Genomic DNA, 13,494 nt, shown 5'->3' with positions numbered 1-13,494 from the left:
CAGCGGGTAGTGATCAGACATGCGCGACAACGAGTACCCGACCCCCGTGTCCGACACCGAGGCGGACGGCCTGCCCGGCACCGCCGACGACGACTCGACGGCCAACGACGATGTGCTCACCGGGCGCGAGGCGGACGGCCCGGACCCGGCCCAGCTGCCCGGCGACCGGACGCCGGTGGCGGTGGACCGGTTCGGGACCACCGCCGAGGAACAGCTCGACGGTGAGTCGTTGGACTACAAGCTCGACCGAGAGGTCTACGAGCGCCCGGTGGACGACCCGTTGGCCGGCACGATCGACCCGAAGATCGCCTTCGAGGCCGACAACCTGGAAGCCGCGGCCGAGGCCCAGTTGGATGCCGACGTGATGGACCCCGGTCCGACCTCGGACCCGAACTCGCCGGTCTCCCTCTACGACCACGGCCAGCTCGGCACGGTGGCCGACGCCACGGTGGGCCGGCTGGTGGAACCGGACGAGGGGGCGCACACCGACCAGGAAACCGACTCCGTGGCGTACGACGCTGGTTCGGCGGGCGGCGGGGCGAGCGCCGAGGAGCTGGCCATCCACGAGACGGAGCCGCCGCGCTCGGTCTGAGCGGGTTCAGTCGTCCAGGCCCCGCTCGATGGCGTACCGGGTCAGCTCGACCCGGTTGTGCAGTTGCAGCTTGCCCAGCGTGTTCTGCACGTGGTTCTGCACGGTGCGGTGCGACAGCCCGAGCCGCTGCGCGATCTGCTTGTACGACACCCCCTTGGCCACCAGGCGCAGCACCTCCGTCTCCCGGTCGGTGAGGCGCGGTGCCCCGGGCTCCGCGCCGCCGGCCGCCCCGGCGTCCGACCCCGGCCCGGCGGCCAACCGGCGGTACTCGCCGAGGACCAGCCCGGCCAGGCCGGGCGTGAACACCGGATCGCCGGCAGCCGTGCGGCGCACCGCGTCGAGGAACTCGGCCGGCGCCGTCGACTTCACCAGGTAGCCGGTGGCCCCCGCCTTGACCGCGTCCAGCACGCTCTGCTGCTCGCCGCTGGCGCTGAGCATCAGCACCCGGACCTCCGGCAGCACCACGCGCAGCCCGCGGACCACCTCGACGCCGGAGACATCCGGCAGTTGCAGGTCGAGGACGACCACGTCCGGTCGGGCGGCGGGGGCCACCCGGATCGCCTGCCGCCCCTCGCCGCTGGTGGCCACCACCAGGAAACCGGCCTCGGTCAGGTCACGGGCCACTCCCTCGCGCCACATCGGGTGGTCGTCGACCACCATCACCCGTACCGGGGTCACGGCTCCGCCCTCGGCACGGTCAGCTCGATCTCGGTGCCGGCCTCGGGGGCCGACACGATCCGGACCGTTCCGCCCAGGTCCGCCATCCGGCCCCGGATCGACTGGGTCACGCCGAGCCGCCCCTGGGCGGCCGCCTCTGCCAGCCGGCCATCCGGGATGCCCGGCCCCTCGTCACGGATCGACACGGTCACGGTCGCCCCCTCGTCCTCGATCAGCACCCAGGCCCGCCCGTCGGCGTGCCGCCCCACGTTGTCCAGCGCCGCGCCGGTCGCGGCGGCCAACTCCCCGGCCACCTGCCGGGGCAGCGACACCGGGGTGGCCGGCGCGGAGAGCGACACCGCCGGTGAGGCGTACCGGCCGAGCAGCGTCCGAAGATCCACCGTGCCGGCCGCGTCCGGGGCGGTGGCGTCGGCCGGGGCGGCGCCGGCGATCAGCGCGCGCAGGGCGGCTTCCTGCTCACCGGCCAGGCGGGCCAGCTCGCCGGCCTCGCCGGGCAGGTCGGCGCCGCGCCGCTGCACCAGGGCCAGCACCTGGAGAACCGAGTCATGGATGCCCCGGGCCAGCCGCTCCCGCTCCCGGGTGGCCGCCTCCAGCTCCACCGCGCGTTGCAGCCGCTCCTCGGCGGTCGCCGCGAGCCGGGCCACATGCCCGACCACCACTCCGGCGAGCAGCATCAGGATCACCCCGGTGAACGAGGACTGGCCGATCCGTTCCCGGGTGGCCAGGTCCGCGCCGGCGACCAGCAGCGCGGCCACGGTGCCCCGCCGGCGGCCACCGGAGACGGCCCAGGCCAGGACCGGGCCCGCCATCCAGGCCACCCCCAGGGTGGGCACGCCGGTGGCGAGCGCCGCCCGGCCGACGACCCACGGGGTCGCCAGCACGATGGCCATCACCACCCCGAGGTCGGCCAGCAGCAGCGGCCAGCGCCGCCAGGCCGGGCGGGCGTAGCCAATCGCGGTCGCCACCGTCCAGGCGATCATCACCAGGACCAGGGCCGCGACGACGAACGGGTGGGCGTACCGGTCGGCGTCGCGTACCGCGAGCACGCCGACGTACGCCAGGGACGCGAACCGGAACACCGCGAGCGCCCGCCAGAGCGGCACCTCGAATCCACCCGATGGCGACGGCATGGCGGTCAGGATGCCACAGTCCGACCAGCCGGGCGGCCGGCAGCGAGTGCGGTTCGGGAAACCCTGACGTACGGTGGAAAAGCCGCGAAATTCTCCGAGATCCGCCGGTCGGGACGGGGCCATGACGAACGCAGATCCGCACGCACCGCGTACGGTTGTGCCCATCGAACCTGCCCTCCTGATCGCCGATGCCTTCGACCAGGCCCAGGTGACCGAGATCCGCCACTCGGTCACCTCCTGCGCGCACGCCTGCGGGCTGATCGGCCAGCGGCTCGACGACTTCGTGCTGGCGGTCAACGAGCTGATCACCAACGCCGTGCGGCACGGCGGCGGGCGAGGGTGGTTGCGGCTCTGGCAGGAGCCGGGGACGCTGGTCTGCGAGGTTGCCGACCACGGGCACGGGATCAGCGCACAGCGCCTGGGCGACCGCCGGCGGCCGGCCCCGGACACCGCGGGCGGCTGGGGCCTCTGGCTGGCCCGCGAGCTGACCGACGCCATGGAGGTGGCCACCGGCGCCGCCGGCACCACCGTCCGCATCACCTCAGCCCTCACCATCCGTAACCGCACCGCGCTCTGACCCCCGCCCACCACCGTCGCGGGGCTCAGGCGAAGAGCGCGGAGACGGATTCGCCGTTGTGGATCCGGCGCATCGCCTCGGCCAGGGCGGGGGCCACCGAGAGGACCTGGAGTTTGGGGACCCGCTTGTCGGTCGGGATGGGCACCGTGTTGGTGCAGACGATCTCCAGTACGCCGGGCTGATCGCTGAGTCGCCGCAGCGCGTCGCCGGAGAAGAGGCCGTGCGTGCAGGCCAGCCGGATCGAGCGGACCTTCAGGCCACGCAGGTGCTCCATCAGCTCGACGACCGTGCTGCCCTTGGCGATCTCGTCGTCCAGCACGATGACGTCCTTGTCGGTCACCTCACCGATCACCGCGCTGATCTTGACCAGGTCGTCGCTGAACCGTTGCTTCGCCCCCGCCGCGACCGGCGTGCCGAGCAGCCGGGCGAAGGCCGCGGCCTCCTTGGCGTTACCCAGGTCGGGCGAGACGACGACGGTGTTGCTGAGGTCGTAGCGCCGGAAGTGGGCGGCGAGCTCGCGCAGCGCGTGCAGGTGATCCACGGGGACGCTGAAGAAGCCGTGCACCTGGGGCGAGTGCAGGGTCATCGCGAGCACCCGGTCGGCGCCGGCCGAGGTGAGCAGGTCGGCGACGAGCCGGGCGCCGATCGAGATCCGCGGCGCGTCCTTCTTGTCGGAGCGGGCGTACGCGTAGTGCGGCAGCACCACCGTGATCCGGCCGGCGGACGCCCCTCGGGCGGCGTCGATCATCAGCAGCAGCTCGACCAGGTGCTCCTGCACGGGCGGCACCAGCGGCTGGATCAGGAAGACGTCCCGCTCCCGGCAGTTGGCCTGCAGTTGCACTTCCAGGCAGTCGTTGGCGAACCGGGAGACCCGCACGGGATGCAGCGGCACCCCCAGGTGGGCGCAGATCTCGGCGGCGAGGTCGGGATGGGCGGTTCCACTGAAAACGGCGATGTCGCGCACGTTCGCACATCGTAGGCGAAGCGGTCGGCGCAGGACGGCGGCGGGCCGCAACCGACCGTGACGCCGGTCGCACCGCGCGGTGGGTCCGGGTACGGTGCTGCGGTGACCCCCCAGTACGTCGCCGCCATCGATCAGGGCACCACCTCCTCGCGGTGCATCGTCTTCGACCGGGCCGGGGAGATCGTCGCCGTGGCCCAGCGCGAGCACCGGCAGATCTTTCCCCGACCCGGCTGGGTGGAACACGACGCCGAGGAGATCTGGGACAACGTCCAGCAGGTCGTCCAGGAGGCGTTGCGGTCGGCCGGCACCGACACGGCCGGGCTGGCCGCGGTCGGCATCACCAACCAGCGGGAGACGACCGTGGTCTGGGACCGGGCCACCGGACGGCCGGTGGCCAACGCGGTGGTCTGGCAGGACACCCGGACCGGGCCGCTGCTGCGCGAGCTGGAGGCGGCGTACGGCGAGGAGCTGTTCCGGACCCGCACCGGCCTCCCGCTGGCCACCTACTTCGCCGGGCCGAAGCTGCGCTGGCTGCTGGACGAGGTGGACGGCCTACGCGAGCGCGCCGAGCGCGGCGAGGTGCTCTTCGGCACCATGGACAGCTGGCTGATCTGGAAGCTGACCGGCGAGCACGTCACCGACGTGACCAACGCCAGCCGGACCATGCTGATGGACCTCGCCACCCTGGCCTGGGCCCCGGAACTGCTGGACGCGATGGGCGTGCCGGCGGCCATGCTGCCGGAGATCCGCAGCTCCGCCGAGGTGTACGGCACCGCCACCGGGGTGCTGGCCGGAGTGCCGGTGGCAAGCGCGCTCGGCGACCAGCAGGCCGCCCTGTTCGGCCAGACCTGTTTCCAGCCTGGCGAGGCGAAGTGCACCTACGGCACCGGCAGCTTCCTGCTGCTCAACACCGGGGCCAGCCCGGTCCCGTCGACGCACGGCCTGCTCACCACGGTCGCCTACCGGATCGACGGCCAGCCGGCGGCGTACGCGCTGGAGGGCGCGATCGCGGTCACCGGTTCGCTGGTGCAGTGGCTCCGGGACAGCCTCGGTCTGATCTCGACCGCCGGGGAGGTGGAGGAACTCGCTCGCACCGTGGACGACAACGGCGGCTGCTACGTGGTGCCGGCGTTCTCCGGGCTCTTCGCCCCGCACTGGCGCAGCGACGCGCGTGGCGTGATCGCCGGGCTGACCGGCTACATCACCAAGGGGCACCTGGCGCGGGCGGTGCTGGAGGCGTCGGCGTGGCAGACCCGCGAGGTGGTGGACGCGATGAACGCCGACTCCGACGTGGCGCTGCGCCGGCTCCGGGTGGATGGCGGGATGACCGCGAACCAGCTGCTCATGCAGTTCCTCGCGGACGTGCTCGACGTGCCGGTGGTCCGCTCCCGGATCACCGAGACCACCTGCCTTGGCGCTGCGTACGCGGCCGGCCTCGCGGTCGGCTTCTGGCCGGACCTGGCCACCCTGCGCGAGCAGTGGCGCTCGGACGCGCAGTGGGAGCCGGCCATGGCCCCCGAGTTGCGAGACCGGGAGCTGCACAACTGGCGCAAGGCCGTGCGGCGCACCCTCGACTGGGTGGAGTGAGCCTCGTTCGCGGGCCCTCGGTGCGCGGGGTTCCCGGTGCGCGACAGTGACCCGGGGCGTCGAAGACAGCGTCGTACCACGCCCCGCCCGGCTCAGCTCCAGCGGTTACCGGTGAGCTTCTCGTAGACCTCGACGTAGCGGGCCCGGGTCGCCTCGACCACCTCGGCCGGCATGTCCGGCGCCGGACCCTGCTTGTCCCAGCCGCTGCCGGTGGCCCAGTCCCGCACGTACTGCTTGTCGTACGAGAACTGCACCCGCCCGGGCTGGTACGACTCGGCCGGCCAGAACCGGGACGAGTCGGAGGTGAGCAGCTCGTCGGCGAGGACCAGGGTGCCGTCCGGCGCCCAGCCCAGCTCGATCTTGGTGTCGGCGACCAGGATGCCCCGGTCGGCGGCCAGTTCCGCCCCGTGCCGGTAGATGTCGATGGTGATCTGCCGCAGCCGCTCGGCGGTGGCCTGGCCCACCTTGTCCACCACGTCGGCGAACGTGATCGGCTCGTCGTGCTCGCCCACCGGGGCCTTGCTCGACGGCGTGAAGATCGGCTCGGGCAGGATCGACGCCTCGCCGAGCCCCCGGGGCAGCGGCACGCCGGAGACCGCGCCGGTGCGCTCGTACTCCCGCAGGCCACCGCCGGTGAGGTAACCCCGGGCCACGCACTCGACCGGGACCATGTCCAGCCGCTGGCAGCGGATCGCCCGCCCGGCGAACTCCGCCGGCACGTCGGCGGCCGAGATGACGTGGTTCGGCACCAGGTCGGCGAGCTGCTCGAACCACCACAGCGAGAGGGCGGTGAGCAGGCGACCCTTGTCCGGAATCGGCGTCGGCAGCGCCACGTCGTAGATCGAGATGCGGTCCGAGGCGACCAGGATCAGGTCGTCGCCGTCGGCGTAGACGTCCCGGACCTTGCCCGAGTGCAGAAGTTCCACGCGCCCTAGTACACCACGCGGCACCGGGACGCCCGCTTCGACCACCCGCGCTCGCCGTTGCGGGCAGCGGTGCCCGGACGCACGTTGACACCTTCCCGCGCCGCCTGCGTGAATGGTCCGACCGCCGCCACCCGCAGGTGCCAGGAGATCCCGTGCCCGCTGTTCGACCCCCGATCGACCGCCTCGACGCCGACCCGGGCCGGCGCCGAGTGCTGGGCGCGCTGCTCGGTGCTCCCCTGCTGGCCGCCGGCGGGCTGACCGGATGCAGCGACGGCCCCGCCACATCCACCGACGCGGGGCCGGTCGAGCTGTCGGTCTTCTGGTGGGGTGGGACGAAGCGGGCCGAGCTGACCGAGAAGGTGCTGCGGCTCTACTCGGAGCGCAACCCCCGGGTCACCTTCCGCGTCACCTGGCAGGGCGCCGACGGCTACTACGACCGGCTGGCCACCCAGGCGGCCGGCGGCAACGTGCCGGACCTGATCCAGCTCGACGACGCCGTGCTGACCGAGTACACCCAGCGCCAGATCGTCCTCGACCTCACCGAGCGGGTCGCCGACCACCGGTTGGACCTGCGCGGCCTGCCGGAGAGCCTGATCCGCTACGGCACGGTGGACGGGCGGACGATGGCGGTGGCCGGTGGGCAGACCCTCGCGGCGGTGGTGTTCAACCGGGACCTGCTGCGGGAGCTGAGGGTGCCGGAGCCACGCGGCGGGATGCCCTGGGCGGACTACATCGCCTGGGCGGAACAGGTCACCGAGGCCAGCGACGGCCAGGTGGCCGGCACCATGGACGCGTCCGGCGACTACCGCGCGCTCTGGCTCTGGCTGCGCGCCCAGGGCGGCGAGTTCTACCGGGGACGCCAGCTCGGCTTCGGCGCGGACGAGCTGATCGGCTGGTTCGAGCTGTGGCAGCGCGCCCGGGCCGGGCGGGCCACGCCGGGCGCGGCACTGGTCGAGCAGGCCGACAGCGGGGAGCCGGCACGGCAACTGGTGGTCAGCGGGTTGACCGCCGCGTCCTTCGCCTGGTCCCACGAGCTGCCGGAGCTGCAACGGCTCACGGAGGCCGAGCTGGGCGTGGTCGGCTTCCCCGGCCCGCCGGGTGCGCAGTGGGCGCGGGCGTCGATGTACTGGGCGGCGTTCCGCGGCACCCGCCACCCGGACACTGTCATCGACGTGATCAACTTTCTGACCACGAACGGCGAGGCCGGCACCGTCCTCGGCCACGAACGCGGCCTCAACGCCAGCATCGCCGTCCGCCGCTACACCGAGGGCAGCATCACCGACCCGGCGCAGCAGCGGGCCGCCGCGTTCAACGCCAGCATCGCCGAACAGCTCGGGCCGGCACCGGCGCCACCACCAAAGGGGCACGCCAAGGTGCGTACCCTGCTCGTCACCGCCGCGGAGAGCATCCGCTCCGGACGCGCCGGCACCCGCGCGGCCACCTCTCGTTTCATCGCCCAGGCCAACGCCGCCCTGGCGGCGTGACCACCGGCGGCGGCCGGTCGGCCGCCGGCGGTGATGACGAGCCGCCGACCGGCCGGGCACGGCGGCAACGCCCGGGTCAGCGCGGCGGACCGCCCCGGCGGTTGCGCGTCAGCCGCAGCACCAGGAACACGATGATCGCCACCACCACCAGGCAGCAGAGCAGGCCGAGGAATCCGAAGCCACCGCCGCGGGACCGCCGCCGGGCGGCCTCCACCACCAGCTCGCCGGTGCCCGTGGACGCCCAGGCCGCGACGGGCACGAACACCGCCAGCACGACCGCACCGAGGACCGCGCTGAGCCGGCCCCACCACTTGCCGAATGAAGACATGTCCCCATCCTCGCCGAAGGACGCAACCTCGGCACGATTGTCCACACCCAGTCATGCGGCCTACGTCGCCGCCGCCCACACCAGACCGCGCCTGTGCGGGATCCCAAAAAAAACCCGACCCCCACGATCTGGGGGCCGGGCTTTGACGTGCACCTTCAGTGGTAGCGGGGACAGGATTTGAACCTGCGACCTCTGGGTTATGAGCCCAGCGAGCTACCGAGCTGCTCCACCCCGCGTCGACTGGTTAACCCTAACCCATCCGTTCCGGTGATGATCGGCGGGGTCGCCACTCGAGGCCTGGCACGACCACCGGTCCGCCGCCCACACGTACCCGACAACGTCGACAGCCCGCCTCCGGCGAACCGGAAACGGGCTGTCGATCTGTGTCTCTCGTAGCGGGGACAGGATTTGAACCTGCGACCTCTGGGTTATGAGCCCAGCGAGCTACCGAGCTGCTCCACCCCGCGTCGGCTCGATAACCGTAGCGCACCGACCCGGGGCACCGCAAAGCGACCCACATCCCGCCACCCACCCGCTCACCGGGGCCGCCGTCAGCCGAGCCAGTCCTCGATCGCCGCGACCGCCCGCCGGCTGTCGGCATCGAACGGGGCACGTTCGGCGGAGGTGCCCTCCCAGCCCTGTTCCCAAAGCACCGTCACCACGTCGTCGATGCGGACCGCCCGGACCAACCGGACCTCCTCGCCGTCCGCTTCGCCGTTGGCGTCCAGGAACGGTGCCCGCATCTCGAACAGCACCGACTCGTCCCCATACCTGCCCGGGTCGAGCAGCCGCTGCCGCCAGGTCCGCGCGCCGTCGTCGGGCAGCTCCTGCTCGGGGCAGTCGCGAACGGCCCGCCGCAGCTCCCGTATTGCGTCGTCGGCACGGCCCGGGCGGTAGATGGTGATGGTGTGCCGGTAGCTGCCGTCCGGCAAGTACCCCTGCGGGGTTTCCGGCCGCTTGTAGGCCAGGTACCGGCCGCGGCGCTGCGCCACGGCGGACTCGCTGGGATAACCGGCCGTGCAGAGCACCGGCAGCGCCGCGCCGTCGATCCGCGATTTCAGGCCGGTCTGGTTCGCGGCCGCCAGGACGAAGAAGGCACGGTCCGGAATCGAGGTTGGTGGCCGGGGAGTGCCCGCACCTGTTGTGGGCGCCGACGGCGTACCACTCGGCGTGCCGCCCGGCGGCGACGACGGTGGCGACGGGGACAGGGACGGGGGTGGCGTCGATCCGGTCGGCACCGGGCCCGGAGTGTCGGCGGGCGGCGGCAACGGTGTTGCGTCGTCCGCCGACAACACCAGCCGGCCGCCGACCGCCACCCCGCCGAGCAGCACCGCCACCGCGAGCGCGGTGCTGGCGACCCGGACGCGGGCCCGCCGGTCGGCGCGCCGCCGAACCAGCCCGGGGTGCGCGAACTCCTGGTCGTCGACAGCGGCGCCGAGCGACCGGTAGAGGTCGGAGAGTTCAGCTGACATCGTTCGCCTCCAGCTTCACGGTGGAGAGGTCGGGCAGCAGCGCGGCCAGCCGGAACCGGCCGCGGGACAGCCAGGACTTCACGGTGCCGACCGGCACGTCGGCCTCCCGGGCGATGTCCTCCACCGACATGTCGAAGAGATAGTGCAGGGCCAGCGCCTGCCGCTGGCCGGTCGGCAACTCGCGGAGGGCACGAACCAGCAGAACGCCGTCCTCACTGGGCGCCGGAGCGTCCGGCGGTGGTCCGGTGCGACTCAGCGCCGACCGCCAGCGGTGCAGGCGCCGCCAACGGTCCGTCGCGAGCCGGGCCACCACCAGCCGCAGCCACGCCTCCGGGGCCGGATGCGTCGACAGCCGTCCCCACTGCCGCCAGGCACGGGCGAACGCCTCCTGCACCAGATCCTGCGCCTCGGTGTGGTCGCCCGTGACGGCATAGCCGTACCGCAACAGCCGCCGCGCCGTGCCGCGGTACAACTCGTCGAAACTCTGCGCGTCCCTCATCGGCTGGTCCCCCTCGTCCGCACCCCGTTGCAGAGAGGACGACGGACCGGTACCGCAGGTTGCGGGCCGGCCGGCCGCGGTGTGTCCGGGAGGCGACACGCGGACACGGCGAAGCCCTCGCCGTCACGACCAGGTGCGGTCCGACGACGAGGGCTCCGAAAGGTTCTTCCCGAGGGGCGAGGTCAGCCGCCCGGGCTGGGGGTCGGCGGCGGAGCGCTGCCACTCGGCGACGGGCTGCCACTGGGCGAAGCGGGCGGGTTGGCCGCCTGCTGCGCCTGCTGGAAGGCGGTGAGCGCCTCGTCCAGCGCCTTGAGCGCCCGACCGTACCGCTCGAAGTCCCCGGACGTCTGCGCGGCCCGGACCTCGGTGATGGCGGTCTGCACCCGGTTCGCCGCGTCGGCCAGTTCGCCGGTCATCGGCGGCGTGCCGGTGCCGGGGCCGGGGCTCGGCGGCGGCGTGGTCGGGTTACCCCCGGTGGTCGGGGGCGGCGGCGGCGGTGCGCCCTGCCCGGCCCGCTTGCCCTGCTCGACCAGCTGTTTGATGCCGTCGTTGATGTTGTCGGCGAGCGCCACGAAGGAGCCGCCGTCACCGTACGAGAGCAGCACCTTCTGCAGCAGCGGGTACGCGTCCTGCTGGTTGCTCTTCACGTAGACCGGCTCGACGTAGAGCATGCCGTCGGCGAACGGCAGCGAGAGCAGGTTGCCGTACTGCACCTGCGCCTGGTTGCTGGAGAGCAGGTTGAGCTGCTGGCGGATGTTGGCGTTGTTGGTCATCTGCTGGTGCACCTGCACCGGGCCGGAGACCCGGGTCTGGTCCGGCAGCTCCAGCACCTCCAGCCGGGGCTGCCCCTCGACGTACGACCCCGAGATCAGCGCGGCGAGGTTCTGCCGGCCGTTCGGGGTGACCGCGGAGGTGAGCTGGAAGCGCGGGGACTCCTGCCCGGGGAACTGGGTGAACAGGTAGTACGGGGGCTGCTTCTGGCCGCTGTCCGGCGCGTCCGGCACGTTGGGCACCTGCCAGAAGTCCTGCGCCGAGTAGAAGTCACCCGGGTTGGTCACGTGGAACTTGGTGAGCAGGTTCCGCTGCACCTTGAACATGTCCGCCGGGTAGCGCAGGTGCTCGGTCAGCTCGACCGGAATCTCCGTCTTCGGCAGCACCAGGTCACCGCCGAACGCCTTGTTCCACGCCTTGAGCACCGGGTCGGTGTCGTCGTACTCGTAGAGCTTCACGGTGCCGTCGTACGCGTCGACGGTGGCCTTCACCGAGTTGCGCATGTAGTTGACGTTCTCCCGGGCCAACTGGAAGGTGCCCCGGTTGGTCAGCTCGTCGGTGGTCTCGGTCTGGAGGTTGACCCGCTCGGCGTACGGGTAGGTCGCCGCCGTCGTGTAGCCGTCGACGATCCACTGCACCCGGCCGTCCACCACCGCCGGGTACGGGTCGCCGTCCAGGGTGAGGAACGGCGCGACCTTCTCCACCCGGTCCCGCGGGTTGCGCACGTAGAGCAGCCTGGAGTCCTTGTTGACCGCCTCGGAGAGCAGGAAGTTCGACTCCTGCTCCTTGATGGCGTACAGCAGCCGCCGCGTGAAGGAGCCGATCTCCACGCCGCCCTCGCCGGTGTAGGTGTAGGACTCGCCGCCACCCTCACCCACCGGCCGGTCGAACTCGGCCTTCTTGTTCGGGTCGGACTGCCCGACGATCGCGTAGTCGTCGGCGGCCATCCGCTCGCCGTAGTAGATGCGCGGCTGCTTCGCCGGGATCTGCTCGGTCTGCGAGGAGCACGCCTCCTGGGTCCGCTCGCCGAGGAAGCCGGAGACGAAGAACGGCTGCCCGCCGCAGACCACCTGGTTCGCCGGGGCGGCCACCAGCCCGTACCCGTGGGTGTAGACGGTGTGTCGGTTGATCCAGGTGTTCTGCTGGTCGGTCAGCTCGCCGTAGTTGATCTCCCGGACGCCGACCACGTAGTCGGAGGTCTTGCCGTTCACCCCGTACCGGTCGATGTCCAGCTTCGGGCCGAAGTCGTAGAAGCCGCGCACCTGCTGGAGCTGGGTGTAGGTCTCGCTGACCAACTGCGGGTCGAGCAGCCGCACGTTCGACACCACCGAGGTGTCGGTGGCCAGGTTGGCCGGCGGGGTGAGGTTGCTCGCCGCGAACGGGGTCGTCTCGGTGACCGCCAACCCGAACGCCGCCCGGGTCGCGTCGATGCTGCGTTGGATGTACGGCGCCTCCTTGTCCTTGGCGCTCGGCTTGACCTCGAAGGTCTGCACCGCCCAGGGGTAGATGCCGCCGATGGCCACCGCGGACACGCCGAGCAGGGCGAGCGAGATGCCCGGCCAGACCAGGTTCCGCATCCAGGCGTTGGAGAACACGATGATCGCGATCGCCACCACGATCGAGATGTAGGCCAGGATCTCCTTCGCCGGCAGCAGCGCGTTGACGTCCGCGTAGCCGGCGCCGTACAGCTTGGCGCCCTCGTTGTACTCCAGCAGCATCGCCCGCCGGTCCAGCACGTACGCGACGGACTTGAGCAGCACGAAGACCGCGACGAGGCTGCTCAGGTGGGCGCGGGCGGCGTTGCTCATCCGGTCCCCGACGCCCTGGAGGCGGACCCCGCCGAAGAGGTAGTGCACCGCCAGCGCGCCGATCACGGCCAGCACCACCGCGGTGAACGCGACCCCGAGCAGGTAGCGCCAGAACGGCAGCTGGAAGACGTAGAAGCCGATGTCGACCCCGAACTCCGGGTCCTTGATTCCAAAGTCGCCGCCGTTGCGGAAGAGCAGCCACTGGTTCCACCGGCTCTGCGCGGAGAGACCGGCGAAGAGCCCGACCACGGCGGCGGTCAGCGCGATCCAGGTGCCGAGGCGCGGGCTGAGCGCCATCCGGTAGCGCTCCAGGGTCGCCTGCTCGACCGAGTGCGGACGCAGCCGCGGGCGCAGCCGGTGGGCCAGCCACAGGTTGCCGCCGACGATGACCGCCATGCCGAGGCCGACGGCGAGGAAGAGCAGCAGCCGGGTGACCAGCACGCCGGTGAAGACCTCGGTGTAGCGGACCTCGTCGAACCAGAGCCAGTCCGTCCACGCCTGCACACCCCAGCCGAGCAGGGTGAAGAGCACGAACACCCCGACCAGGACAGCGATGGTGACGCGTCCGCGCCGGCTCATCCTCGGAAGGGGGCTGCTGCTACGCATGACCACTGTTGGCTCCGCACGCTCGAGTGTGATCGGCTCCGACCAGGCACCCAGAGTACGGGGTGTTCCTGA

The 13,494-nt window shown here is 72.1% G+C and carries 12 protein-coding genes and 2 tRNA genes; 4 read left to right on the top strand and 10 right to left on the bottom strand.

Features of this window, described 5'->3' with window-relative positions; translation table 11 throughout:
* The first annotated feature begins 19 nt into the window (after window positions 1-19).
* Window positions 20-592: a DUF5709 domain-containing protein gene (locus ABZU69_RS08510; protein WP_354963742.1), complete on the top strand. Its 573-nt coding sequence runs from the start codon at window positions 20-22 to the stop codon at window positions 590-592.
* Between the two features lie 6 nt (window positions 593-598).
* Here ABZU69_RS08510 and ABZU69_RS08505 read toward each other — a convergent pair whose 3' ends face one another.
* The gene (locus ABZU69_RS08505; RefSeq protein ID WP_354964003.1) at window positions 599-1,252 is read right to left on the bottom strand and encodes a response regulator transcription factor; all 654 of its coding nucleotides are present in this window, start codon (window positions 1,250-1,252) and stop codon (window positions 599-601) included.
* Between the two features lie 14 nt (window positions 1,253-1,266).
* Window positions 1,267-2,400: a DUF5931 domain-containing protein gene (locus ABZU69_RS08500; RefSeq protein ID WP_354963741.1), complete on the bottom strand. Its 1,134-nt coding sequence runs from the start codon at window positions 2,398-2,400 to the stop codon at window positions 1,267-1,269.
* A 121-nt stretch (window positions 2,401-2,521) separates the two neighbouring features.
* Here ABZU69_RS08500 and ABZU69_RS08495 point away from each other — a divergent pair, with 121 nt between their 5' ends.
* Window positions 2,522-2,977, top strand: a complete 456-nt coding sequence (locus tag ABZU69_RS08495) for an ATP-binding protein (protein ID WP_354963740.1) — start codon at window positions 2,522-2,524, stop codon at window positions 2,975-2,977.
* 25 nt (window positions 2,978-3,002) lie between these two features.
* On the opposite strand, the gene ABZU69_RS08490 is transcribed toward ABZU69_RS08495, so the two are convergent.
* Window positions 3,003-3,941 (bottom strand): ribose-phosphate pyrophosphokinase, encoded by a 939-nt coding sequence (locus ABZU69_RS08490; RefSeq protein ID WP_354963739.1) that lies wholly within the window; start codon window positions 3,939-3,941, stop codon window positions 3,003-3,005.
* 102 nt (window positions 3,942-4,043) lie between these two features.
* Between ABZU69_RS08490 and glpK the strand changes: the two genes are divergently transcribed.
* Window positions 4,044-5,528 (top strand): glycerol kinase GlpK, encoded by a 1,485-nt coding sequence (gene glpK, locus ABZU69_RS08485; RefSeq protein ID WP_354963738.1) that lies wholly within the window; start codon window positions 4,044-4,046, stop codon window positions 5,526-5,528.
* A 92-nt stretch (window positions 5,529-5,620) separates the two neighbouring features.
* Here the strand turns inward: glpK and ABZU69_RS08480 are convergent, their stop codons facing one another.
* The gene (locus tag ABZU69_RS08480; RefSeq protein ID WP_354963737.1) at window positions 5,621-6,454 is read right to left on the bottom strand and encodes a phosphoribosylaminoimidazolesuccinocarboxamide synthase; all 834 of its coding nucleotides are present in this window, start codon (window positions 6,452-6,454) and stop codon (window positions 5,621-5,623) included.
* Between the two features lie 152 nt (window positions 6,455-6,606).
* On the opposite strand from ABZU69_RS08480, the gene ABZU69_RS08475 reads away from it, so the two are divergent.
* Window positions 6,607-7,938: an extracellular solute-binding protein gene (locus ABZU69_RS08475; protein WP_354963736.1), complete on the top strand. Its 1,332-nt coding sequence runs from the start codon at window positions 6,607-6,609 to the stop codon at window positions 7,936-7,938.
* 76 nt (window positions 7,939-8,014) lie between these two features.
* Here the strand turns inward: ABZU69_RS08475 and ABZU69_RS08470 are convergent, their stop codons facing one another.
* From ABZU69_RS08470 to ABZU69_RS08445, 6 genes are all read right to left on the bottom strand, one after another.
* Window positions 8,015-8,266 (bottom strand): hypothetical protein, encoded by a 252-nt coding sequence (locus ABZU69_RS08470; protein ID WP_089019121.1) that lies wholly within the window; start codon window positions 8,264-8,266, stop codon window positions 8,015-8,017.
* Between the two features lie 159 nt (window positions 8,267-8,425).
* A tRNA-Met gene (locus ABZU69_RS08465) sits at window positions 8,426-8,502 on the bottom strand.
* Between the two features lie 157 nt (window positions 8,503-8,659).
* Window positions 8,660-8,733, bottom strand: a tRNA-Met gene (locus ABZU69_RS08460).
* An 84-nt stretch (window positions 8,734-8,817) separates the two neighbouring features.
* Window positions 8,818-9,738 carry a hypothetical protein gene (locus tag ABZU69_RS08455; RefSeq protein ID WP_354963735.1) on the bottom strand — a complete coding sequence of 307 codons (921 nt, stop codon included), beginning with the start codon at window positions 9,736-9,738 and terminating at the stop codon, window positions 8,818-8,820.
* On the bottom strand, window positions 9,728-10,237 hold the full coding sequence (locus ABZU69_RS08450) for a SigE family RNA polymerase sigma factor (RefSeq protein ID WP_354963734.1): 510 nt from the start codon (window positions 10,235-10,237) through the stop codon (window positions 9,728-9,730). Before ABZU69_RS08450 ends, ABZU69_RS08455 begins: the two co-directional genes overlap by 11 nt.
* Window positions 10,238-10,419: 182 nt before the next feature.
* Complete coding sequence (locus ABZU69_RS08445; RefSeq protein ID WP_354963733.1) at window positions 10,420-13,422, bottom strand: UPF0182 family protein; 3,003 nt, start codon at window positions 13,420-13,422, stop codon at window positions 10,420-10,422.
* Between the last annotated feature and the right edge of the window lie 72 nt (window positions 13,423-13,494).

The sequence above is a fragment of the Micromonospora sp. NPDC005206 genome, assembly GCF_040608175.1.
GTDB lineage: Bacteria > Actinomycetota > Actinomycetes > Mycobacteriales > Micromonosporaceae > Micromonospora.
This window is presented reverse-complemented; position numbering and strand designations above follow the sequence as displayed.

What these genes read in the sequence shown, in the direction of transcription:
- ABZU69_RS08510 (WP_354963742.1), top strand. Translation starts at nt 20, where the DNA reads ATGCGCGACAACGAGTACCCGACCCCCGTGTCCGACACCGAGGCGGAC.
- ABZU69_RS08505 (WP_354964003.1), bottom strand. Translation starts at nt 1,252, where the DNA reads ATGGTGGTCGACGACCACCCGATGTGGCGCGAGGGAGTGGCCCGTGAC.
- ABZU69_RS08500 (WP_354963741.1), bottom strand. Translation starts at nt 2,400, where the DNA reads ATGCCGTCGCCATCGGGTGGATTCGAGGTGCCGCTCTGGCGGGCGCTC.
- ABZU69_RS08495 (WP_354963740.1), top strand. Translation starts at nt 2,522, where the DNA reads ATGACGAACGCAGATCCGCACGCACCGCGTACGGTTGTGCCCATCGAA.
- ABZU69_RS08470 (WP_089019121.1), bottom strand. Translation starts at nt 8,266, where the DNA reads ATGTCTTCATTCGGCAAGTGGTGGGGCCGGCTCAGCGCGGTCCTCGGT.
- ABZU69_RS08455 (WP_354963735.1), bottom strand. Translation starts at nt 9,738, where the DNA reads ATGTCAGCTGAACTCTCCGACCTCTACCGGTCGCTCGGCGCCGCTGTC.
- ABZU69_RS08450 (WP_354963734.1), bottom strand. Translation starts at nt 10,237, where the DNA reads ATGAGGGACGCGCAGAGTTTCGACGAGTTGTACCGCGGCACGGCGCGG.
- ABZU69_RS08445 (WP_354963733.1), bottom strand. Translation starts at nt 13,422, where the DNA reads ATGCGTAGCAGCAGCCCCCTTCCGAGGATGAGCCGGCGCGGACGCGTC.